Raw genomic sequence first — 22,759 nt, 5'->3', positions numbered from 1 at the left:
ACGTCTCCTTGAGTCACGCTGTTGAACGACTTGTCTCTCAATAATCGATGCCACGACGGGCCTGTACGCCCGCATTGAAGGCATGACGAATTTCCTGCATTTCCGTGACGGTATCGGCCATCTCGAGCAGCTCGCGGTGAGCATTGCGGCCGGTAATGATGACAGTCTGCTCCTTGGGTCGGTTTTCGAGAGCCCGTCTGAGCGTACCGAAATCCAGGTAGCCGAACTTGAGCATGTAGGTGATCTCGTCGAGCACGACGAGATAGATCGACTCATCGGCCAGCATTCGGGCAGCGTCCTGCCAGACTTGCTGGCAAGCGGCGGTATCGGCTTCGCGATCCTGGGTTTCCCAGGTGAAGCCCGTTGCCATAACGGTGACCGCTAAGTTGGGATCGCTCTCGAGGCGGTCCCGTTCTCCGCACTCCCAGAGGCCCTTGATGAACTGTACGACACCCACCCGGTAACCATAGCCCAGGGTGCGGGTGACGGTACCCCAAGCTGCTGTGGTCTTGCCCTTGCCATTACCGGTGAACACCAGCAGAAGACCGCGCTGTTCCTGCGCATTGGCGACTCGTTCGTCGACATGCGCCTTGAGTTTTTCCATGGAGCGTTTGTGGCGTTGGCTGCGGTCGGTCATTGACTACTCCTGACAATACATATCGGAACTGACACATCGAGAGAAGAAAGGCATGAATGATCCAAGTTAGGAAAACAGCGCCTATCGTGAGCTGCAAAAAACAATTTATGCATATCTTTGCACAATACCTATTACGAGTTGACGATCAGCACAGCGCGCCAAATACTGGCAGCATTCCCCTCTAGGGTTTGAGCTCGGCGTCTCTCGAGGCGACCGAAAGGAGAACAATGATGTTGCCGTATGGATTGCGTCAATCTCTCGAGCAATGCACCAACTTACCCTCTTTGCCGGCCGCTGTTCTACGCGTTATTGAGTTGGCAAGGGACCCCGAAAGCAGTATCCAGCAAATAGTGACTACCCTGGGGACCGACCCAGCCCTCTCGGTACGTGTGCTTTCCGTGGCCAACACGGTGTATTTCACCCAGACCCGCCCTGTCGAAGATCTTCAGCAAGCCGTTAGCCGGATCGGTATGGAGAAAACGCTCTCCCTGGCGCTAGGCTGTAGCCTGGTTTCCGCCACCGAAAACCAGGCATTCCCGGGCATGGATCTAGAACACTATTGGCAACGTTCGCTCATCTGTGCGCTGAGCGCGAAGTCGCTCGCCGAGACCTTGGGGCTGGATGCAGAGGGGGGCGCGCTTTACACCGCCTCACTGCTTCAGGATATCGGGATGCTAGCGCTGTATGCCGTCGATGCCGGCCACTACCGGCCAGTGCTCGAAGCTGCCGCGGATCATGCTTCGTTGCTTGAAGAAGAGCGTCGGTTTTACGGGACGGATCATGCCGAAGTCGGTGCCTGGCTGGCGGCACGATGGAAGCTCTCGGAAAGGACCGCGCATTGGATAGCCCAAAGCCATGAGATCATGGCGCGTTCGGATTCACGGACGACGCAAGCCCTGAACTGCCTCATCGCTTCGGGCGCGCTGGCTGATGCCTGGCTGAAAGGCGAGGCGGCGCTGAGCGTGGCGATGGCCTCGCTCGAGCAATACTTCGGTCTGGACTCCCCCGGGATGATCGAAAAGATCATGACGCTGCAGGAGCAGCTCCCTTCGGTGGCGGCGCTGTATAACGTCGCCTTGCCGCAGCCCCTCAATGCCAACCAATTGATGTTCGAAGCCAAGCTGTTGCTTGCCGAGCAGAATGTCCGCCTTCAGCAGGATCTGCTGCGTCAGCAGCAAGAGATCGAAGCGCTTCGCCAGCAGCAGGAAATGCTCAGTCACCAGGTCAGAGTCGACCCGCTCACCGGCCTATACAATCGGCGCTACCTGGAGCAGCGTCTGGAAGCGCTTTTTCAGCAGGCAAGCGTCAACGCAGACAGCCTATCGCTCATCTTCATCGACCTGGACCGTTTCAAGCACGTCAACGACGAGTTCGGTCATGCAACGGGGGACGACGTTCTGAAGGGCTTTGCGTCCATTTTGACCGACATGTTCATTGATGACGAAGCATTGACGGGGCGCTATGGAGGCGAGGAGTTCGTCGTCGTTCTGCCGGGAGCGGGCAGCGACGTGGCTCGTCAGAGAGTGAAAGACATTCGCCGACAGGTCGAAGCCAAGGCCTTGGCCCATGTCCATGGTGTACCTATCCTCGTTACGGCATCGTACGGCATCGCTGCCATGGAGAAGGCAGGGCAGTTCGCGAGTATCGGCGAATTGATCGAAACGGCCGATCAATGCATGTATCGATCGAAACGCAACGGCTATAACCGAGTGACTGTAGTGACTGCGCCGGCTAGTGTGACGCAGATGTAAAGCGCCATCCATTGCCGTCAATCGAACAGATCAGCCTGGCGGTTGGGTGGGCGAAACGCGTGGCAATCGAGTCCCATAGCGGCGTGGTGTCCCAGATCCAAACGCCGGCAGGCGCTATCGAAGCGTTGCCGGAGCATGTCGGCGAATACCCCCTGGCCACGCATGCGCTGGCCGAAACGTGCGTCATAGTTTGACCCTCCACGACATTGGCGAATCAGGCTCATCACTTTGCCGGCGCGTTCGGGATAGTGGGTATTCAACCAGTCTTCGAATAGTGGCGCGACTTCATGGGGGAGACGCAGCAATGCCCAGGCGGCTGTCCCGGCCCCAGCGTCCTTGGCCGCCTGGAGAAGACGCTCCAACTCGTGATCGTTCAACCCCGGAATGAGCGGTGCAATCAGCGCGCCGACGGGAATGCCTGCCCGATTGAGGGAGCGTAGCGTCTTCAGGCGCGCGGCTGGCGACGCCGTACGAGGCTCTAATGTGCGTTTGAGATCGTCGTCTAGTGTCGTCAGGCTGATGAACACGCGCACCAGACGTTGCCGGGCCAAGGCTGCGAGCAGGTCGAGATCACGCAGGATCAAGGCGCTCTTGGTAACCAAGGTCACGGGATGTCGGCACTCCAACAGCAATTCGAGTAGTGCACGTGTCGTGCGGCGCTCGGCCTCCAAGGGCTGGTAGCAGTCGGTATTGCCGGACATGTTGATGGGACGGCACACGTACCCCGGTTTGCAGAGCTCTTCGCGCAATGTCTCCACCAAGCCTGTCCGGGCGATCAGTTGCGTTTCGAAGTCGATGCCCGGCGACAGGTCCCAGTAGGCGTGGCTGGGCCGCGCGAAGCAGTAAACACAGCCGTGCTCACAGCCTCGGTAGGGGTTGAGGGAGCGATCGAAGCCCAGGTCCGGCGAGTCGTTCCAGGACAGCGCGGACTTACTGCGCTCGTCGCGTACCGTCGTGGCAAGACGCTCAATCGCCGCTTCCTGCCACCAGCCGTCGTCTTCGGCTTCGCTAGAGGTTGGTGCAAAGCGATTGTGCGGATCGAAGGTGGCGCCGCGTCCTTTGCGTTTATGCGATGGATGACGCATGGAAGTAACCCGATATACTGTATTTAAATACAGTATATCGGGAGGGTGAAAGGCTCGCCAGTCTGTCTTCAGGCGTTCAAAGGTGGCCGGGATTGCGCAGTTCGCGCTCTTCTGCGGGAGGCGGGGTCCACTGATAGAGCCAGGTTTCGGTCAAGGGTCGACCCTCGCTTGTCTGCAGGTACAGGCGCAGATTGATCGGGTCGGTGCCATCATCTGGGGGCACTACATCGAACATGGCCCGATACCCCTGAATCGAGGCCAGGGGGCGCGCGGAAGTGATCTCGACACGCCCAGCCGAATGGTCGATGACCGGCTCGACCTTGACGTCCTCGCCTTCGTTGAACGGGAAGGGGCCGCCCTGAAAATCGACGACGAATCGCCAACTGAAATACTCGCGCCGCTGGCCGACGACCCCGCCGAGGCCGGTGCGCGTCGCCACGCAGCGGGCCAGCTCGGGCTCTTCCGGAGGGCGCCCCCGCCAAAAGATTCGATAGCCGTAGAGCATCTCTTCTCCCGGCGTCGCCTGCGCTTCGGGATTCCAGAATGCAACGATGTTGTCGAAGGTTTCATCCAGGGTGGGGATCTCCACCAACTGGATCGCCCCGGCGCCCCAGTCGCCCTTGGGCTCGATCCATACACTGGGGCGACGATCGTAGAACACCCCATCGTCCTGATAATGATCGAAATCGCGATCGCGCTGGATCAAGCCGAACCCTTTGGGGTTGTTGTCCTGATAGGAATTGAAGCGCAACTGACGCGGATTGACGAGCGGGCGCCACAGCCATTCGCCATTGCCGGTGTGCATCGAGAGGCCATCGGAATCATGGATTTCCGGCCGCCAGTCCCAGTTCGCATCGCGGTCGTTCTCGCCGATCATGTACATGCTGGTCAGCGGGGCGATGCCCAGGCGCTCGATACTCTTACGCGGATAGAGGGCGGCATCCACTTCCATGACGACGCCGTCGACATCGGTAATCGCGAAGCGGTAGGCGCCGGTGATGCTGGGGGATTCCAGTAAGGCGTAGACGTTGACGACATCGCTGTTCGGTTCCGGCCGCTCGAGCCAGAAACGCGTGAAGTCGGGAAATTCCTCCGGCCTGTCCATAGCGGTGTCGATCGCCAGCCCGCGCGCGGACATGCCGTACTGCATCGACTTGCTCACGGCGCGGAAATAGCTGGCGCCCAGGAAGGCGGCAATGTCCCGCTGCCAGTCGTTTTGGTGATGGAGCCGGAACCCGGCGAAGCCCAGGTCTTCGGGGAGGGCCTCGCCATCGATGCCGGATTTTCCATAAGCGAACATCGCCGGGTCGTAGGCGATTTCCTGAGCCTGACCATTGACGATCTCGTATATCTGTACGGGCTTCTTGAAGTACAGCCCGAGGTGGAAGAGCTGGGCGCGAAACTTGGATTGCTCCATGTCGGACCACAGGGCATGGTCCGGTTTGAAGACAATGGACTGATAATCGTCCCAGGTCAGGTCCTGCAGCTGCTTGGGCAGTGTGACCTCGGGGGATTCGTAGTCCTGGGTTGCCAGGGTCCTGGCGAGTCCCTTCAACCAGGCGTAATCGAAGGCCTCGCGGGGGCCAATCGACTTGGTCTGGTTCTCGACGGCGGCGAATAGGGGGCCGAAGGGAAGAAAGGCACTACTGCCAATCAGACTGGAGGCTTTCAGGAAGTCGCGTCTGTTCATCGGTGTCTTTCCTGGACAGTGGTTGTTCCGTGGCGGACGGTTACCTAATCTAAGGTCATTTCACAATGAAAGGAAGAAACCGGCCAACGCAGCGCTCATTAGGTTGGATAGAGTACCTGCGGCGACCGCCTTGAGGCCGAGTCTGGCAATCTCGCTACGACGATTGGGTGCCATCAGGCCGAGCCCGCCCATGAGAATGGCAATCGACGACAAGTTGGCGAACCCGCACAGGGCGAACACGACGATGGCCTGCGCATGCGGACTGAGCGCGCCCGGATCGCCGGCGAGGTCGGCGAAGGCGACGAATTCATTGAGCACCAGTTTTTGGCCAATATAACTGCCGGCCAGGATGGCTTCTTCCCAGGGAACGCCAATGAGAAAGGCGAGAGGGGAAAACACATAGCCCAACAGCAGTTGCAGTGTTACATCACCATAACCGAACCAACCGCCTACCCAACCGAGACAGGCATTGAGAAGCGCAATCAGTGCAATGAAGGCTAGCAGCATACCGCCGACATTGATTGCCAACTGTACGCCCGAAGCGGCCCCCGTAGCGGCGGCTTCGATGACGTTGGCCGGCTTTTCGTCTGCCCCCGCCTCGATGACTTCTTGCACCGCCTGGGTCTGGGTTTCGGTTTCGGGAATGATCAGTTTGGCCATCAGCAGGCCACCAGGAGCCGCCATGAAAGAGGCCGCCAATAAATATTCCAGAGAGATGCCCATGGCGGCGTAACCGCCCAGCACACTGCCGGCGACCGAAGCGAGACCGCCGACCATGACGGCAAACAACTCCGAGCGGGTCATGCCGGCGAGGAAAGGCCTGACGACGATGGGAGCCTCCGTCTGGCCGACGAAAATATTGGCGGCCGCCGACAACGACTCGGTGCGACTGGTTTTCAGAAGCTTGTGCAAGGCACCGCCGATGAGAGTGATCACCCAACGCATGATGCCCAGGTAGTACAGCACGGAAATCAGCGAGGAAAAGAACACGATAATCGGTAGCACGCGTAGGGCGAAAACGAACCCGCCGCCGCCGAACACGTCGAACATCGTGTCGCTGACCAGCCCGCCGAACATAAAATCCATGCCCGCCTGAGCGCTATTGATGACTGCCTGGACGCCTTCCGTCATGCCGAGCAACAGACGCTGTCCAAAGGGAATGTAAAGCACCAAGAGCCCAAGCCCGGCCTGAATCAAAAGGGCGCCGGCCACGGTGCGCAAACGTATGGCACGACGGTTTTCCGAAAGAAGAACGGCTAGAAGCAAGACGACGGCAATGCCGACCAGGCCCATCAACGTTTGCATAAGGGATCCGGGGATAGCGGTTTGTTATGAGCTTGAAAGGCTATCATCGCGCATGGAAAAGCTACACCTAAAAAGGCCTTCGCAGTAAACGCCGCTGATGGTGAAATACGGCCGGTTCCGTCACTGCACTTCGTGCAGCACGAGTTCGACGCGCCGGTTGGTCGCACGCCCGGCACTGTCATCGTTCGCTGCCAGAGGACGGGTGTCGGCATAGCCAATGGCCCGCAGGCGAGGAGAAGCGATGCCTTGCTGCACGAGAAAGCGTAGAACGGCACTGGCGCGGGCGCTGGAAAGCTCCCAGTTGGATGGGTAGCGCGGCGTATCGATCGGCAGGCTATCCGAGTGGCCCTCGACGGAGATATCTCCACTGGAGCGCTGCAGTAGAGGGATGATGCCCTGGAGAACTTGACGGCCAGGCTCGGTCAGGGTCGCCTGGGCACTATCGAAGAGCAGGTGATCCTGAATGCGCAGATTCAGGCCCTGGGCGCTGCGCGATACGGTGATGCCGTCGAATTGGGGCAGTACGCCATCATGGCGTGGCTGGACGCCGTTCATTGCCGGGGCCTGTGACGTAGCGGGCGTTGTTGGCGTGGCAAGATCGCCATCAGCGGCCGGCTCGGTGGCGCCCGGGGAGCCCTGGCCGGCCAATGCCAGCAATAATACGAACAGGGTGATCAGCAACGTCAGCACGTCGAGGTAGCTCATCAGCCAGCTTTCGCCATCTTCGCCGCCGCCAACGTCGCCGCCGAGCAGGTCGGCCTGTTGCCGGTCCAAGTCACTCATGCGCCTGGACTCTTGCGTTGATGATGCTGTCGGATTCCGTGGGAATCGGCCCGCGGATCTCGTCGTTGTGGTTGGCCATGAACGAGTTCAGCGTTTCCTCGATGAACGAGGGGAGCCGACGCTTGGAAATCAGCGAGATGCCCTCGAGTACCATGTTCATGGCAATCAGGCGTTCTTCGGTGCGACGCTCCAGTTTCACGGCGATCGGCTTGAAGATCAGATTGGCCAACAGAATACCGTAAAAGGTGGTCAGTAGTGCCACGGCCATGCGTGGGCCTATCGACGCGAGATCGCCGGTATCCATGACCTCGAGCATGTTCACCAGGCCGACCAGCGTCCCGATCATGCCGAAGGCCGGGGCGTAGGCGGCCATGGTGCGAAATATCTGTGCCTCGGCGCGCTCGCGTGCCTTGAGCCGGGTGATGCGCCAGCGCAGCAGGTCGAGGATTTCCGCTTCCTTGGTGTTGGCGATGACCAACTGGACACCGGTGCGCAGGAACGGATTGTGCGTTCCCTCCAAGGCCTTCTCGACCGCACGTACGTCGCCCTTGAACCAGAGCCGTGAAATGTCGACGAGTTCCTTGATGTCATCGTGGGTATAGGTGTTTTCGCGCCGGAATACGATGCCCACCAGGCGGATCACCCGAACGACCTCGCGCAACGGGTAGCTGATGAACGTGGCCGCCAGGGTGCCGGTGAGCACGATGGCTAGCCCGGGCAGGTTGAGGAAGCTTTCGGGGGTTTCGGCGGTGAACAGCAGCACGCTGGCGAGCAGCAGGCAACTGACGACCATGCCGATCATGGTGGATGCATTCATGGCAAGCCTGGCCTGTATCAATGAAATACATCGATTGTCTATCGGCCAAGCTGCCGGAAACTTGAACGAGCTTAGCGAGTCAGGCGTCCGGGATCGTCGCTGATGACGGCATCCACTCCCCACTGGCACAAACGCTGGTAGGCCTGCGTGTCGTTCACGGTGTAACAGAGCAGGCGGTAGTGACTGGCCGCGACCGCCTGCGCCTGGGCAAGCTTGAGACGCCGCCAGTCGAGATGCAGGCTGAAGGCCCCGAGTCGAGAGGCGTGTTCCTCCCAGTCCCGGGGAAGCTTCTCGTAGAGCAGGCCCAGCGCCAGTGCCTGCGGATCGGGCACGAGACGACGCATGGCGTTGAGAGCGGTCATATCGAAAGATGACACAAGTAGCCGTTCGGGGGGCAGCGCCTGCATGGCGGAGGGCAGGACGCTCTCGACCAGCGCAGCGGCATCGCGCCCGCGATTGACCTTGATTTCCAGATTGAGGCCCATACGCAGTTCGGCGAGCAGGGCCAACATCTCCTCCAGCGTCGCCATGCGTTCACCGCTGAACGTGGTATCGAACCAGCGTCCCACATCCAGTCGACTCGCCGCCTCCCAGTGCAGTTTTCTGAGCTTGCCACGACCGTTCGAGCAGCGACGTACTCCGGCATCGTGCCAGATGATCGGCGTGCCATCCCCGAGTAACTGCACATCGAGTTCCACCCAGGTATGGCCGGCGGCGCGCGCGGCCTTCACGGCAGCCAGGGTGTTTTCGGGAGCGTGCGCCGAAAGCCCGCGGTGGGCAATGGTCGCAGGTAAGGCTATGCGGGAAGCAATGTCGCTCATGCCAAGGTTCCAAAGTCGTTACGCAGTGGCAGAACATCGGCGAAGCGTCGACGATCGTCAAGAGCTGCGCGTTCGTTCCACCGATATGCTAGGCTTCTGCGATTTTATGTCAGCGCGTCGCGGTGGAAGGTAAGAGATCGATACATGAAAGTAGTCAATATCAAGAACGAACAGCAGCGCGATGCCTGCCTCGCAAGATTGTGCGCGGAAGTGTATGGCCATGAGGCGGGTATTGCACCCCTGGCGACCTTTGCCGGGACATTGAGTGTCCTGATTCGCCAGGATGCGGCACGTATGCTGGCCCTGGTCGACGATGCCTCGCAACCGGCGGCGCTGGCGCTGCTGGTGCTCGACGAGCAGGGGCAGAGCATGGAGGTGGCCATGTTGGCCGGCCTGGAGACGGACGTGACCAAGCCGACGGAGCGTCTGATTGCCGAGCTGGCAACGCGGGCGCCGCTCAAGGTCAATGCGCTCGATGCCGGGCAGGAAGCCATGTTCCGCCGCTGCGGCATCGCGCGTTGGTTCGATGGATCGAAAGGGATCCGGGTCGGTATCAGCGACGTGCATCCAGCGACGTCGCCGGAAGAACTGCCCAATCCGATGCGCTTCGACGAGCGCGCCGTGGTGCAGTCCTTCAAGCAGGACCGCACCCTGTTCGAGGGATACAAGAAACGCTTCATTCGGGGTTTGGAGACCTTTCCACGCGTCCTGTAACGCGGGCACGCCCCGGGTCGGCCTGTTATCAACGCGCCAGCCAGCCGCCGTCGACCGCCAGGGTGTGACCATGGACATAGTCCGACGCCGAGGAGGCCAGGAATACCGCGGCGCCGGCCAGATCGTCCGGATTGCCCCAGCGACCTGCAGGAATGCGTCCGAGAATCTCGGCGCTTCTCTGCGGGTCGTCGCGTAGGGCCTGCGTGTTGTCGGTGGCCATGTAGCCCGGTGCGATGGCGTTGACGTTCACGCCTTGGGAGGCCCACTCATTGGCCATCAAGCGTGTCAGGCCGAGAATGCCGCTTTTGCTGGCGGTGTACGACGGCACGCGTATCCCGCCCTGAAAGGACAGCATCGAGGCGACATGGATGATCTTGCCGCCCGTCCCGCGTTCGATCATGTGGCGCGCCGCATGCTGGGCAAGAAAGAAGGCGGCTTTCAGGTTGACGTCGATCACACTGTCCCAGTCGTCCTCGCTGAATTCGAGGGCCGGCGCACGCCGGATCATGCCGGCATTGTTGACGAGAATGTCGATCTGGCCGGCCTGGGTGATCGCGCGTTCGACGATGTCGGCGGGGCGATCCTTGCCCAGTTCCGCTTCGACGGAAACATATCGCCTGCCCAATGCTTCGACACGCTGGCGTGTCTGGTCGGCTTCGCGGCGGCTGACGCCGACGATGTCGGCGCCGGCCTCGGCCAACGCCACTGCCATGGCCTGGCCCAGGCCCCTGTTGCAGCCAGTAACCATGGCTACACGTCCTTCCAACGAGAATAACGGCATGTCGATTCCTCCTTGTATTTGGGGTTGGTATAGCATGCCATGGTTATGACCTGGCGTTGTGAATACGGCGCTTGTATGGTGTTGCCATCCAATCGACTGATATAAGGACATTTTTTCATGGCCAAGCGAATCCAGTTTTCCCGGACCGGCGGACCCGAGGTGCTCGAATATGCCGATGTGACGCCGGAAGCGCCCAAGGCCGGCGAAGTTCGCGTCAAGAACCATGCCGTCGGCCTGAACTTCATCGACATTTACTTCCGTACCGGCCTCTACCCGGCGCCCGGTCTGCCTTCCGGGCTAGGTACGGAAGGGGCCGGCGTCGTCGATGCGGTGGGCGAGGGCGTCACTCATCTCAAGGAAGGCGACCGTGTCGCCTATGCCCAGGGGCCGCTGGGTGCCTACGCCGAACTGCACGTGCTGCCGGCCGACAAGGTGGTCAAGCTGCCCGAGGCCATTGAGTTCGAGACCGCTGCGGCCTGTATGCTCAAGGGGCTGACGGTACAGTACCTGTTGCGCCAGACCTATCGTCTGCAGAGAGGCGAGACGATCCTGTTTCATGCCGCCGCAGGCGGTGTCGGCTCGATCGCCTGTCAGTGGGCCAAGGCGTTGGGCGTCAAACTGATCGGCACCGTCAGTTCACAGGAAAAGGCCGATCTGGCCATGCAGAACGGCGCCTGGGCGACCATCGACTACACCAAGGAAAACGTGGCCGAGCGCGTGCGCGAGCTGACCAAGGGCGACATGGTGCCGGTAGTCTACGATTCGGTGGGCAGGGACACTTGGGAAACCTCGCTCGACTGCCTGCAGAAGCGTGGCCTGATGGTCAGCTTCGGCAATTCGTCCGGCCCGGTGGAAAACGTCAATATCGGTATCCTCAACCAGAAGGGCGCGCTCTACGTGACCCGCCCGAGCCTCAACGGCTATGCGGATACACGCAAGCGTCTCGAGGCCATGAGCAACGAGCTGTTCGAGATGCTCGAGAGCGGTAAGCTCAAGGTCGACATTGCCCAGCGCTATCCGCTGGAGAAGGCGGGCGAGGCCCAGGAAGCCCTGGCGTCCCGCAAGACGACCGGGTCGACGGTGCTGGTACCGGCAATGCAACAGGATACCCAGGCGACGCAGGACGCTGGCCAGTCGCAGGACGCACGGGAGCCCGTCAAAGAGGCGCAGGAGGGCCAAGCCGCACAGGACGCCGAGCAGTCTCAGGATCAGGACTCGCGGGCATGAAAGCATGGATGGCCGGGCTGAGCCTGGCCTCTTTGACATTGGCGCTGAGTGGATGTGCAAGCCATTCCATCGGCCCCGACCAGTCACCCGGCCAGGGAGCGTACGCAACCCAGCAGGGCCAGGCGGCATATTACAGCGATGCCTACCAGGGCAAGCGAACGGCCAATGGTGAGCGTTACGACCGCAATGCATTGACGGCAGCGCATCGCTCCCTGCCGTTCGGCACTCGTGTGAATGTCACCAACCTGGATAACGGGCGGGACGTCACCGTACGCATCAACGACCGTGGTCCCTTCACTCGCGGTCGCATCATCGACCTGTCACGGCGGGCGGCGCAGCAGCTGGGGATGATTCGTAGCGGGACTGCGCCGGTGCGCGTGACGGTATTGAACTGATACCTGCCGTTCAGGAAAACGCCCGGTCATTTCCGTGACCGGGCGTTTCTTTTGCTGAGCTATCCGACTTCGTCGCTCAGGCCGCGTCGTGCCAGACGACCTTGTCCTTATGTGAGGCGAAGGCATCGAAGGCGAAGTCGTCGACGGTCAGCATGTCGAGCACCTCCTGTTCGTAGCGACGCATGAACTTGGCATCCTCTTCCTCGATCAGACCGGCGTCCAGTGCAGCTTCCAGGCGCTGCTCGGGATGCAGCGCCTCGGCAGGCAACTCGCCCTTGGCATAGGCCTTGCTGATAGCGCGATAGATCGGTTCGGCACGCTCGTACTCGGCCAGAAGGGCGTTGTAGCGTGCCAGCGGATTGTCCTGCTGCCCCTGGTCCTGCTGGTCCCAGGTGTTGGCAATCAGCTTGCGACGCAGTGGCGTGTCCAGGGAAACGGCCTTGGCAATATCCCGGGTCAGGCTGTCCTGAGGTTTCTCCCAGCGACGTCCCAGCGGCATCACGATGAACTTCAGCGCCTTGGCCAGTGCGCGATTCGGCAGGTTGTCGAGCAATTCGACCAACGCCTGTTCGGCACGGAACAGCAGCATGCGGCAACTGTAATGCAACAGCGCCGCTTCATGCTCTACGTTATCGCCGGCCTGCCACTGCTTGAGCACCATCGAGGTCAGGTATAGGTTGGAAAGTACGTCACCCAGGCGTGCCGACAGCATCTCGCGTTTCTTGAGGCCCGAGCCGACGCTGATCATTGCGGCATCGGCACACAGGCCGAAGGCGGCAGACAGACGCGACACGTCACGGGCGTAGGGGGCGGCCACTTCGTCGAAGGGCACACGTGGCCGGGCGATGCCCAGGGCTTGCAGCGATGCACGAGCGGCATTGCCGAAGATCAGCCCGACATGGCCGAAGAATGCCTTGTCGAAGGCGCGTAGATCCTTGGCTTCCTTGGCGGCCAGTTCCTGGAGGACGAAAGGATGACAGCGAATCGCGCCCTGGCCGAAGATCATCAGGTTGCGCGTCATGATGTTGGCGCCTTCCACGGTGATCGACACCGGCACGGCGCTCCAGCCCAGGCCCAGGTAATTGCGCGGCCCCAACGTCACGGCACGGCCGCCATGGATGTCCATGGCATCGGCGAGGATGTTGCGCTGGAACTCGGTCAACTGACTCTTGAGGATGGCCGAGGGCACGGACGGCTTCTCGCCGTGATCGATCAGATTGGCGGTCTGCATGACTGCCGCCTGGGCGATATAAGCGTGTGCCGTGAGGCGGGCCAGCGGTTCCTGGACACCTTCCATATCGGCTACCGGCATGTTGAACTGGCGACGAATACGACTGTAGCCGCCGGTCCAGCCGATAGCATAGCGGCCTACGCCCGATGCGCCGGAGGGTAGCGTGATGCAACGGCCCACCGAAAGACACTCGACGAGCATACGCCAGCCCTGGCCGGCCATCGAAGGACCGCCGATGATGTAATCCAGCGGAATGAACACGTCGCTGCCAATGATCGGCCCGTTCATGAAGGGACTGCCGATGGGGTGGTGACGACGGCCGATCTGCATGCCCTCGGTATCGCGCGGAATCAGTGCACAGGTAATACCCAGATCGGTGTCGTCGCCCAGCAGGTGCTCGGGATCGAACATGCGGAAGGCCAGCCCGACCACGGTGGCGATGGGAGCGAGGGTAATCCAGCGCTTCTCGAAGTTCAGGCGCAGACCCAGGACTTCCTCGCCATTGTGCATTCCCCGGCACACGATGCCGGTGTCAGGCAGCGACGTGGCATCGCTGCCGGCCCGCGGTCCGGTCAGGCCGAAACAGGGGATTTCACGGCCGTCGGCCAGACGTGGCAGGTAATGATCCTTCTGCGCCTGGGTACCGTACTTGAGCAGCAGTTCGCCCGGCCCCAGCGAGTTGGGAACGCCGACGGAAACCATCAGCGTCTCGTTGACCGCCAGTTTCTGCAGCACGGCCGATTGCGCCTTGGCTGAAAAGCCCAGGCCACCGTACTGCTTGGGGATGATCATCCCGAAGAAACCTTCCTTCTTGAGATAGTCCCAAAGCGCTTCGGGCAGGTCGGCACGCTCGCGGGCGATCTCCCAGCCATTGCACATGCCGGCGGCTACCGAACACTGATGATCGATAAAAGCGCGCTCTTCTTCGGTCAATCCCTCGTCCCGGTAGTCGAGCAGGCGCTGCCAGTGCGGTTTGCCTGAAAACAGTTCGCCATCCCAGGACACCGTGCCGGCTTCCAGGGCCGAGCGCTCGGTATTCGACACCTTGGGGGCGGCCTTGTCGAACAGGGCGAAGATGCGTGGCGACAGCCAGCGGCGGCGCAGGGAAGGGACACCGGGGACGGCCAGTATGGCCGCGCCGATAAGCAGCAGAACGCCCAGGATAGGAGCGCCGAAAAGCACACCGATGACGCCGGTGACGGCAAGGACACCGATGGCTGGAACGGCACCCGCCTCTCGGCGCATCACCTCCAGCAGGCCGCCTAGGGTGACAACGATTAGAATGAATTGAAGCATGGGGTTCTCCAGGCAACTGCGCAAGCATTCGAACGATTGTTTGAATTTTTACAGGCTAGTCGATTTTTACTGGCATGGCTAGCCCGAGCCTGTGCGAAGCCCAGACTGTCGAGAGGCAAAAAAAGCCCCGCGAAGGCGGGGCAGAAGGGAAAATCGAGTCACGTCCGACTTGTCGCCGTCAGGCCTTGGCGGGCGTCTTGCGCGCAGGAGCGTCGCCAGCGACATAGTAGGGCACGTCGGCCTTGGGCAGCGGATCGCGCCCGCGAACCTTGTCGGCCATCTTTTCCGCGATCATGATCGTCGGCGCGTTGAGGTTGCCGGTGGTGATCACGGGCATGATCGAGGCGTCGATGACGCGCAGCCCCTCGAGCCCATGAACGCGTCCCGCGCCGTCGACGACGGCCATGTCGTCCGTGCCCATCCTGCAGCTGCCGCTGGGGTGATAGGCGGTTTCGGCGTGCTGGCGCACGAATTCGTCGAGTTCCTCGTCCGTTTGCACGTTGGGCCCCGGCGATATCTCACGGCCGCGGTACGGATCCATCGCGGGCTGGGCAATGATCTCGCGAGTGATGCGAATGGCGTCGCGAAACTCTTCCCAGTCCTTGGGGTCGCTCATGTAGTTGAACAGGATGCTCGGCGGCGCACTGGGATCGCGCGACGTCAGGCGAATCCGGCCGCGACTCATCGAGCGCATCGACCCCACATGGGCCTGGAAGCCATGCGCCTGCACGGCGCTCTTGCCGTTGTAGCTGATCGCGATCGGCAGGAAGTGGTACTGCAGGTTCGGCCACTCTTCCCGGTCGTTGGTGCGGATGAAACCGGCTGCCTCGAACTGGTTGCTGGCGCCGATGCCCTTGCCGAAGAACATCCACTCGGCGCCGATCTTGGGCTGGTTCCACCACTTGAGTGCCGGGTAGAGCGAGATCGGCTTCTTGCACTCATACTGGATGTACATCTCCAGGTGGTCCTGGAGATTTTCGCCGACTCCCGGAAGATCATGCACCACGGGAATATCGTACTCGTTGAGATGCTCGGGATTGCCCACGCCGGAGCGCAGCAGGATCTGCGGCGAAGCGATCGCGCCGGCGCACAGCAGCACTTCGCGGCGCGCACGCACTTCCTGAACTTGCCCTTTGCGCGAGTAGCTCACGCCGATCGCCCGCTTGCCCTCGAAGAGGATGCGGTCGGTCATTGCGTGAGTCTCGATGGTCAGGTTGGCACGTTGCTTGGCGATATCGAGATAGCCGCGCGCCGTGGACGCACGCCGTCCGTTGGGCGTAGTGGTGCGATCCATGGGGCCGAAGCCTTCCTGCTGATAGCCGTTGACGTCTTCCGTCTCAGGGTAGCCTGCTTCGATACCGGCACGAATGAAGGCGCCGTACAGTTCGTTGTTGCCTTCCTTGGGGGTGGCGACCGATACCGGTCCATTGCCGCCGTGATAATCGTTGGGGCCGATGTCGCGAGTTTCCGCCTTTTTGAAGTAGGGCAGGCACTCCAGATAGTTCCAGTCTTCCAGGCCGGGTGCCTTGGCCCAAGTATCGTAATCCAAGGCATTGCCGCGCAGGTAGCACATGCCGTTGATCAGCGACGAGCCGCCGAGTCCCTTGCCTCGGCCACATTCCATGCGCCGGTTGTTCATGTAGGGTTCAGGGTCGGTCTCGAAGGCCCAGTTGTAGCGCTTGCCCTGTAGGGGGTAGGCCAGCGCGGCAGGCATCTGGGTACGGAAGTCGAAACGATAATCGGGGCCGCCTGCTTCCAGCAGGAGTACCTGCACGTCGGCGTCCTCGGTCAGCCGGGTGGCGAGGACGTTGCCGGCGGAACCGGCGCCGATAATGATGTAGTCGTATTCACGAGCCTGCGTCATGAAGCAGCCCTCCTTAACAATACCAACGGTCGAAAGGGAGTACGGAAGGTGCGGGTGGCTCGAAACCGCCACCCGCAATGGCAGGCGGGATCAGTACACCGCCGGGAAAGGACCCATTTCGATCTGGATGGACTTGATCTGTGTGTAGTGTTCGAGCGAAGTGATGCCGTTCTCGCGACCGATACCCGACTGCTTGTAGCCGCCTACGGGCATTTCGGCCGGCGAATCGCCCCAGGTGTTGATCCAGCAGATACCCGCCTCGAGACGATGGATCACGCGATGGGCACGGTTCAGCCCTTCGGTGAAAAGGCCGGCAGCCAGCCCGTAGTGGGTGTCGTTGGCGCGACGGATGACCTCTTCCTCGTCATCGAAATCGAGGATCGCCATGACCGGGCCGAATATCTCCTCACGAACGATGCGCATGTCGTCGGAGCAGTCGGTGAATACGGTCGGCTCAGCCCAGGCACCTTTTGCATAATCCCCTTCGGTCATGCGATTGCCGCCGGCGAGCAGGCGAGCGCCTTCCTGTTTGCCGATTTCCAGGTACGACAGGACCTTTTCGAGATGCTCGAAGCTGACCAGCGGACCGAAATTGACCGAGGGGTCGAGCGGATCGCCGGCACGAATGCGCGCCACACGCTCACGGATCTTGGCTTCGAATGCGCTCTTGACCGAGCGATGCACGAAAACCCGGGTGCCGTTGGTGCAGACTTGGCCGCTGGAATAGAAATTGGCCATCATCGCGGCGTCGGCGGCACGGTCGAGGTCGGCGTCATCGAACACGATCAGCGGCGACTTGCCGCCCAGCTCCATGGTGACTTCCTTGAGCGTGGAAGCTGCCGCAGCTGACATCACCTTTTTACCGGTGCCCACCTCGCCGGTGAACGTCACCTTGTCGATGTCCTGATGCTCGGTGAGCATGGCGCCCACGCTACCCGGACCCTGAATGACGTTGAAAACGCCGTCCGGCAAGCCCGCTTCGGTGAATATCTCGGCCAGCTTGATGGCGGAGAGCGGGGTGACCTCACTGGGCTTGAATATCACGGCGTTTCCGGCAGCCAGAGCCGGTGCTGACTTCCAGCATGCGATCTGGATCGGATAGTTCCAGGCGCCGATGGCACCGATTACGCCCAGCGGTTCGCGGCGGGTATAGACGAACGAGGTCTCACGCAGCGGAATCTGAGTGCCTTCGATGGCCGGAGCCAGACCGGCAAAGTATTCGAGGGAGTCGGCGCCGGTGACGATATCGACAGCAATGGTCTCGCTGATCGGCTTGCCGGTATCCAGAGTTTCAAGATTGGCCAGCTCGTCGTTGCGCTCGCGCAGCAATGCCACGGCGCGATTGAGAATGCGGCTGCGCTCCATGCCGGACATCGCGCCCCACACCTTTTGACCTTCGCGTGCGGTGGTGACGGCCTTGTCGACGTCGGCCTGCGACGCCTGTTGCACGTTGGCCAGCACTTCGCCATTGACGGGGTTGATCGTCTCGAAGGTTTCGCCGGAGGTGGCATCCACCCGGCGTCCGCCAATGAAGAGTTGCTGGGTTTCGAATGTGGCCATGTAATCCTCCTGCGGGACAGAATCAAGAACGAGGGTGGGAGCGAAATTCAGGTGTGGCACTCGGCACGAGTCAATAACTCGTCAAGATAGTCATAGGCCAGGCGTCGTGCCCGTTCCACGTCAAGCCCTTCGGGGGCGAGTGCGCCACGCAGCCAGAGTCCATCGATCAGTGCAGCCAGGCCGCGCGCTGCATCGCGAGCCTCTTCTCTGCTCAGGCAACGCCGGAACTGATAACAGAGGTTCGAGTAAAGCCGCCTGTCGTTGACGTACTGGAGTCGCTGCAGGTTTTCACGATGCATGCTCGAGGCCCAGAAGGCCAACCATGTCTTCATTACCGACTGGCTGACCTGGCTGCGATCGAAGTTGCCTTCGATGATCGCTCGGATATGCGCGCGTGGCGTGTCGTCGGCCTTGGCGCGTCGGCTTGCGACGGCTTCCCCCAAGTCACCGAGAATGTTGCGCATCGTGGCTTCGAGCAGGCCATCCTTGCCGCCGAAGTAATGACTGATGATGCCTGCCGACACGCCAGCTCGCCGGGCGATGCGCACTACCGTGGCATCGGCCAGACCGGCTTCGTCGATCGCTTCCATGGTCGCCTGGATCAGTTGGCGTCGACGAATGGGTTCCATTCCGAGCTTGGGCACCGTTGGTTCTCCTCTGTAGGTTGCCCCCGGTTGACGTGCGGCGTGAATTTGCCTCCAACCGTTGGATCACAGTTTGCAATATTTTTATTGAACGTTCAATCAATAAAAAATCCATAGTATAGTGGAATGGCAATCCACAATTACCATAAGCTGATTTTATCGAAATTATTTTCAGCATGCCTGAAACAGGCGCTTCCATTCACACAGGAGATTCAACGATGGCGAACATGACCCCCGCTACGCTCATGATTGGTGGCCTGATGATCGGTGCCGCTCCGCTGGCCATGGCCGAGGTACCGCAAAGCTGCCAGACGGTGCGCTTTGCCGAAGTCGGCTGGACGGACATCACGGCGACCACGGCGCTGACCAGCGAAGTGTTGGAGGGGCTGGGGTACGAGACGTCCAGCGATACTGTCTCGGTACCGATCGCCTACGCCGGGATGAAGAATGGCGATTTCGATGTGTTCCTGGGCAATTGGATGCCTTCCATGGCTTCGATCAGCGACCCGTACATCGAAAAGGGCCAGGTCGACCGTACCGGGGCCAACCTCGAAGGTGCTAAGTACACCCTGGCCGTGCCGCAGTATGTCTACGACGCCGGCGTCACCTCCGTGGCCGACCTGGACTCGCATGCCGACAAGTTCGGGCAGCGCCTGTTCGGTATCGAAGCCGGTAACGATGGCAACATGATCATTCAGGACATGATCGACGATGACGCTTTCGGCCTGGGCGACTGGCAACTGGTCGATTCTTCCGAAGCCGGCATGCTGGCAGAGTTGAAGTCGCGGACCGGCAGCCAGGATTGGATGGTGTTCCTGGGCTGGGAGCCGCATCCCATGAATACCAACTTCGACATGGCCTATCTGGAAGGTGCCGATGATTACTTCGGTCCCAACCTCGGCGGGGCGACCGTCTACACCAATACGCGTGGCGGCTATGTCGAGGAGTGTGCCAATGTCGGCGCATTGCTCGACAACCTGCAATTCACCCTGACCATGGAAAACCAAATCATGGGAGCGATCATGGATGACGGTCAGGATCCGCGAGACGCTGCGCAGCAGTGGCTGCAGAATCATCCCGAGGTGCTCGACCAGTGGCTGGATGGGGTAACCACCGTCAATGGCAAGCCGGGTCTGCCGGCAGTCAAGGAGTCGCTGGGCATCAGCGAGTAACGCCAAAGGGGGGCGGATGGGGTTGCCAAGCCCCGTGCCGGCAGGCATAATTCGCCCCCGTTGCGGCAATGCGTAACCGGGTTGTCTGCATGTGCAATGGCTACGTAGCTCAGCTGGTTAGAGCACATCACTCATAATGATGGGGTCCCCTGTTCGAATCAGGGCGTAGCCACCAGAATCGAGAAAGCGCCCGAGGGATTCCCTCGGGCGCTTTTCGTTCATGGTACGGAGGCTCGCAGGGCGGTGGGCGGTTCACGTTGGGCCGTTAGGTAACCTGCTAAGACTTGACGAATTTTTTTCGTTCCGTATACTACGCCGCGTGTTCGAGAAGTTCCCCGATAGCTCAGTTGGTAGAGCAAATGACTGTTAATCATTGGGTCGCAGGTTCGAGTCCTGCTCGGGGAGCCAAACGACTCGCACACCACAATTCGGCGATTCCCCGATAGCTCAGTTGGTAGAGCAAATGACTGTTAATCATTGGGTCGCAGGTTCGAGTCCTGCTCGGGGAGCCAACCTCCCGCCGAAGTCAGATTATGTCGTTCCCCGATAGCTCAGTTGGTAGAGCAAATGACTGTTAATCATTGGGTCGCAGGTTCGAGTCCTGCTCGGGGAGCCATCTTCTCTTTATTTTCCTCATGTATCATCCCGCCGCTCTCGCTTCGCTTGCTTGATCCGTCTGTCCTGGCGATTCGTGCAATGCCTTCTGCGCTCGTGCGTCGTCATCCGGTGGAATATAGAGCCGCGCTGCATTTGCCAGAACGCTGACCGAGCTGAACGCCATGGCGCCGGCGGCAATCACTGGCGGTATAGGCATCCATACGGCGAGGCCTAGGGCCAGCGCGTTGTAGGCCACCGAGAAGACCAGGTTCTGGCGCATCAGACGATAGGCCGAGCGTGCCAGACGATGTGCTTGCCACGCTTGGCCGATGCCTGTCGTGAGCAGCGACACCGAAGCGATGTCTCGCGCCTGTGGCGTGGCACCGGCAACGCTGATGCCTGTTGTGGCTGTGGCCAGGGCCAAAGTGTCGTTGATGCCGTCGCCGACGAATACCGAGGGTTTCGGTAGGGCGTCGACCAGTCTGGCCTTGGCGTCCGGTGTCAACTCGGCAAATCGCTCGCTGCGGCGAAACCCGCCACGTTGCCCGATCGTATGCACGTTGGCTGCCTGATCTCCACTCAGCAACGCCAGGGTGAACGAGGCATCTCGGAAGTGCGCCACCGCTGCCGCGGCGTCGCGCGTCAACGTCTCGTCGAGGATCAGGGTACCCAGCCAACGTTCTCCTCGGGCCACGCCGACGAGCTTGCCCGCGTTGTCGTCAACCTCAGGAAGATCGATGCCTTGCTCTTTCAGCCAGCGTGGCGAGCCTACACGCAGGATGTCGCCCTGTGGCTCGCGTACCGCAATGCCCTGGCTAGGGTAGTGCGTGGTGATCAGGTCATCGACTAGCGTCAGTCCCCGCTCGACGGCATGGCGACGCAGCGTCTGTGCCACCGGGTGCGTGATGCCCTGTTCCGCCTGGGCGGCGAGGCGCAGCACGTCGTCGCCGGAAACGCCGCAAGCGGTATGGATGGCGTGGATGCCGAGCTGTCCGGTGGTCAGAGTGCCGGTCTTGTCGAAGGCAATGCTGCGTGCCTTGGCCAACGTCTCGAACGCGCTCAGGTCCTTGAAAACGATGCCTTGGCGTAGCCCGCGAGCGGTTGCTGCCTGCGTGACGACAGGAATGGCCAGGCCCACGGCGCAAGGGCAGGCGACGATCAATACCGACAGCGACCAGGCGAATGCCTCGTCCAGGGCGGCGCCGCGCGCCAATACCAGAATGAACGTACCCACGGCTAGCCCCAGGGCGGTGGAGGGCAACCAGCGGGCGACACTATCCGACACTTTCTGGAATTCGCCCTTGCGGGCATAGAGTTGCAGGGTGCGATTGCGCAAGCTGTCGATATAGCGCTGGCCCAGCGGTGCCTCGACACGCAAGGTGAGGGCGGGGCCGGCATTGACACAGCCCGCTTCGACACGATCGCCTCGTGTCATCAGTACGGGCGTCGTCTCGCCGGTCAATACGGCGCGGTCGATCAGGGCCCGGTCGTCATCGAGAGAGCCATCGAAGGGAAGGGTGGCTTGAGCGTCGACATGGACCCGGTCGCCGCACTGGATATCCTCCAGTTTCCGAGTCTCCCAGCGATCGTGTCGCCAGACCTTGGCGCTCTCGGGAGAAAGGCTGTCCAGGCTCGCCAATGCTTCCATGCCATCCTGGCGGCTGGCCAGTTCCACCAGGCGCCCTATCAGCAGCAAGGTGATCAACATGACTGCCGTGTCGACATAGACGTCAGGCGACCCGCGCCAGAGATGCCAGGCAGAGAACAGCATGGCACTGATCACACCCAGGCTGACCAGCACATCCATGCCGGGGTGCCCGGCACGCAACGTGCGCCAGGCCGCCCGGTAGAAGGGCAGGCCTGCATAGCTCACTACGGGCAGGGCAAGCAGGCTAGCCACAAGGGCTATGATCCAGTCGACCCGTGGACCCAGGCCATAGTTGAAGTACAGCAACGCCGAGGCCATCAGCGTCCACATGCCGAAAGCGATGCTGACGCCAAGCCGAACGATCAGGGTGCGACGTGCCCGTGCCAGCCTTTCACGGCTGTCCTGGGTGCTTGCCTGGCTGGTCAGACGATAACCGAGCGAGGCGATGCCCCGCTCCAGCGACGCCTGCCCCGTCGCGTTGGGCGACCAGCGTACCAGGGCCGTCGCCGTCACGAAGTTGACGCTGGCATCGAGTACGCCGGGCTGTTTCTTGAGGAAATGTTCGATGGCGAAGGCGCAACTGCTGCACCACATGCCTTGCACGGCAAAGATGGCGTCACATTCTTCCGTGCCGGCCGTCGTGTCATGTGGAGACAGGCCGGCAGACGATTTGGCGCTGCCAGGCAAGCGTTGCGGCATGTGTGGCTCGTCATTTTACGGTTCCGTGCTGAGCATAGCCAA

General features: G+C 61.0%; 18 protein-coding genes and 4 tRNA genes. 9 read left to right on the top strand and 13 right to left on the bottom strand.

Going from position 1 to position 22,759, the window contains the following annotated elements:
• Window positions 1-37: 37 nt before the first annotated feature.
• Complete coding sequence (gene cobO / locus MHM84_RS19705; RefSeq protein ID WP_239268457.1) at window positions 38-637, bottom strand: cob(I)yrinic acid a,c-diamide adenosyltransferase; 600 nt, start codon at window positions 635-637, stop codon at window positions 38-40.
• Window positions 638-864: 227 nt separating this feature from the next.
• Between cobO and MHM84_RS19700 the strand changes: the two genes are divergently transcribed.
• A complete protein-coding gene (locus MHM84_RS19700; RefSeq protein ID WP_239268454.1) occupies window positions 865-2,388 on the top strand; it encodes a GGDEF domain-containing protein in 1,524 nt (507 codons plus the stop codon).
• 17 nt (window positions 2,389-2,405) lie between these two features.
• Here MHM84_RS19700 and MHM84_RS19695 read toward each other — a convergent pair whose 3' ends face one another.
• The 6 genes from MHM84_RS19695 to MHM84_RS19670 form a co-directional block, all read right to left on the bottom strand.
• Complete coding sequence (locus tag MHM84_RS19695) at window positions 2,406-3,473, bottom strand: PA0069 family radical SAM protein (RefSeq protein WP_239268452.1); 1,068 nt, start codon at window positions 3,471-3,473, stop codon at window positions 2,406-2,408.
• A gap of 76 nt (window positions 3,474-3,549) precedes the next feature.
• Complete coding sequence (locus MHM84_RS19690; RefSeq protein ID WP_239268449.1) at window positions 3,550-5,163, bottom strand: glucan biosynthesis protein D; 1,614 nt, start codon at window positions 5,161-5,163, stop codon at window positions 3,550-3,552.
• Window positions 5,164-5,223: 60 nt separating this feature from the next.
• Window positions 5,224-6,468, bottom strand: a complete 1,245-nt coding sequence (locus MHM84_RS19685; RefSeq protein ID WP_239268447.1) for a NupC/NupG family nucleoside CNT transporter — start codon at window positions 6,466-6,468, stop codon at window positions 5,224-5,226.
• Between the two features lie 120 nt (window positions 6,469-6,588).
• Window positions 6,589-7,251 carry an OmpA family protein gene (locus tag MHM84_RS19680; RefSeq protein WP_239268445.1) on the bottom strand — a complete coding sequence of 221 codons (663 nt, stop codon included), beginning with the start codon at window positions 7,249-7,251 and terminating at the stop codon, window positions 6,589-6,591.
• Complete coding sequence (locus MHM84_RS19675) at window positions 7,244-8,068, bottom strand: MotA/TolQ/ExbB proton channel family protein (RefSeq protein ID WP_239268442.1); 825 nt, start codon at window positions 8,066-8,068, stop codon at window positions 7,244-7,246. Before MHM84_RS19675 ends, MHM84_RS19680 begins: the two co-directional genes overlap by 8 nt.
• Before the next feature lie 71 nt (window positions 8,069-8,139).
• Window positions 8,140-8,889, bottom strand: coding sequence for a glycerophosphodiester phosphodiesterase family protein (locus MHM84_RS19670; RefSeq protein WP_239268439.1), 750 nt, complete (start codon window positions 8,887-8,889; stop codon window positions 8,140-8,142).
• A 144-nt stretch (window positions 8,890-9,033) separates the two neighbouring features.
• Here MHM84_RS19670 and MHM84_RS19665 point away from each other — a divergent pair, with 144 nt between their 5' ends.
• Entirely contained in the window at window positions 9,034-9,603 is a 570-nt protein-coding gene (locus MHM84_RS19665; protein WP_239268437.1) for a hypothetical protein, read from the top strand.
• Window positions 9,604-9,631: 28 nt separating this feature from the next.
• Here MHM84_RS19665 and kduD read toward each other — a convergent pair whose 3' ends face one another.
• The gene (gene kduD, locus MHM84_RS19660; RefSeq protein ID WP_253561870.1) at window positions 9,632-10,384 is read right to left on the bottom strand and encodes a 2-dehydro-3-deoxy-D-gluconate 5-dehydrogenase KduD; all 753 of its coding nucleotides are present in this window, start codon (window positions 10,382-10,384) and stop codon (window positions 9,632-9,634) included.
• A gap of 117 nt (window positions 10,385-10,501) precedes the next feature.
• Here kduD and MHM84_RS19655 point away from each other — a divergent pair, with 117 nt between their 5' ends.
• A complete protein-coding gene (locus MHM84_RS19655) occupies window positions 10,502-11,611 on the top strand; it encodes an NADPH:quinone reductase (protein ID WP_239268434.1) in 1,110 nt (369 codons plus the stop codon).
• A complete protein-coding gene (locus MHM84_RS19650) occupies window positions 11,608-12,006 on the top strand; it encodes a septal ring lytic transglycosylase RlpA family protein (protein WP_239268431.1) in 399 nt (132 codons plus the stop codon). The genes MHM84_RS19655 and MHM84_RS19650 overlap by 4 nt, the downstream gene beginning before the upstream one ends.
• Before the next feature lie 76 nt (window positions 12,007-12,082).
• On the opposite strand, the gene MHM84_RS19645 is transcribed toward MHM84_RS19650, so the two are convergent.
• From MHM84_RS19645 to betI, 4 genes are all read right to left on the bottom strand, one after another.
• Window positions 12,083-14,533 carry an acyl-CoA dehydrogenase gene (locus MHM84_RS19645; protein WP_239268429.1) on the bottom strand — a complete coding sequence of 817 codons (2,451 nt, stop codon included), beginning with the start codon at window positions 14,531-14,533 and terminating at the stop codon, window positions 12,083-12,085.
• A 178-nt stretch (window positions 14,534-14,711) separates the two neighbouring features.
• A complete protein-coding gene (gene betA / locus MHM84_RS19640; RefSeq protein WP_239268426.1) occupies window positions 14,712-16,397 on the bottom strand; it encodes a choline dehydrogenase in 1,686 nt (561 codons plus the stop codon).
• Between the two features lie 90 nt (window positions 16,398-16,487).
• Entirely contained in the window at window positions 16,488-17,957 is a 1,470-nt protein-coding gene (gene betB, locus MHM84_RS19635) for a betaine-aldehyde dehydrogenase (RefSeq protein WP_239268423.1), read from the bottom strand.
• A 47-nt stretch (window positions 17,958-18,004) separates the two neighbouring features.
• Window positions 18,005-18,601, bottom strand: coding sequence for a transcriptional regulator BetI (gene betI, locus MHM84_RS19630; RefSeq protein ID WP_239268421.1), 597 nt, complete (start codon window positions 18,599-18,601; stop codon window positions 18,005-18,007).
• Window positions 18,602-18,861: 260 nt separating this feature from the next.
• On the opposite strand from betI, the gene MHM84_RS19625 reads away from it, so the two are divergent.
• From MHM84_RS19625 to MHM84_RS19605, 5 genes are all read left to right on the top strand, one after another.
• A complete protein-coding gene (locus tag MHM84_RS19625; protein WP_239268606.1) occupies window positions 18,862-19,773 on the top strand; it encodes a choline ABC transporter substrate-binding protein in 912 nt (303 codons plus the stop codon).
• Between the two features lie 98 nt (window positions 19,774-19,871).
• A tRNA-Met gene (locus MHM84_RS19620) sits at window positions 19,872-19,948 on the top strand.
• 157 nt (window positions 19,949-20,105) lie between these two features.
• A tRNA-Asn gene (locus MHM84_RS19615) sits at window positions 20,106-20,181 on the top strand.
• Window positions 20,182-20,209: 28 nt separating this feature from the next.
• Window positions 20,210-20,285, top strand: a tRNA-Asn gene (locus MHM84_RS19610).
• Window positions 20,286-20,313: 28 nt separating this feature from the next.
• A tRNA-Asn gene (locus MHM84_RS19605) sits at window positions 20,314-20,389 on the top strand.
• Window positions 20,390-20,413: 24 nt separating this feature from the next.
• Here the strand turns inward: MHM84_RS19605 and MHM84_RS19600 are convergent.
• Window positions 20,414-22,717, bottom strand: coding sequence for a cation-translocating P-type ATPase (locus MHM84_RS19600; protein ID WP_239268418.1), 2,304 nt, complete (start codon window positions 22,715-22,717; stop codon window positions 20,414-20,416).
• Window positions 22,718-22,759 lie beyond the last annotated feature (42 nt).

Origin of the sequence: Halomonas sp. McH1-25, from assembly GCF_022348165.1 — a bacterium.
GTDB lineage: Bacteria > Pseudomonadota > Gammaproteobacteria > Pseudomonadales > Halomonadaceae > Modicisalibacter.
The sequence above is the reverse complement of the archived record's forward strand: the minus strand, read 5'-3'. Positions and strand labels throughout refer to the sequence as shown.